This is a genomic window from Aeromonas sp. MR16 (genome assembly GCF_022549315.1).
GTDB classification, from domain to species: Bacteria; Pseudomonadota; Gammaproteobacteria; order Enterobacterales; family Aeromonadaceae; genus Aeromonas; species Aeromonas aquatica.
Window position 1 is genome coordinate 1 of record NZ_JAKZFK010000091.1, and the last position, 255, is coordinate 255.

Sequence of the window (255 nt, forward strand, 5' to 3'; positions counted from 1 at the left end):
ACGCCGCCGGCGTATCTGCACCGGACACATCGTTGCTCAGCACGTTGCCGTTCAGGCTGCCCGCCACGTCTTCGGTGACGGTGCCACCGTTTTCATCCTTCGCCGTCGGGGTGTCATCCACGATGCGTACTATCAGCTGGTCGCTGGCACTGGTGCCACCCACCCCGTTCACCGCAATGGTCACGCTGTCATCAAACTCCGTCAGCGTGGCACCCGCCTTGCTGTCGTTGTCGATGGTCGCGCTCAGGGTGTAGC

The 255-nt window shown here is 63.1% G+C and carries 1 protein-coding gene; it reads right to left on the reverse strand.

All coding sequences use genetic code 11. The features are described 5' to 3' along the window. The coding region (locus tag MM194_RS21875) for a hypothetical protein (protein ID WP_241344962.1) at window positions 1–255 on the reverse strand (255 nt) is incomplete at both ends.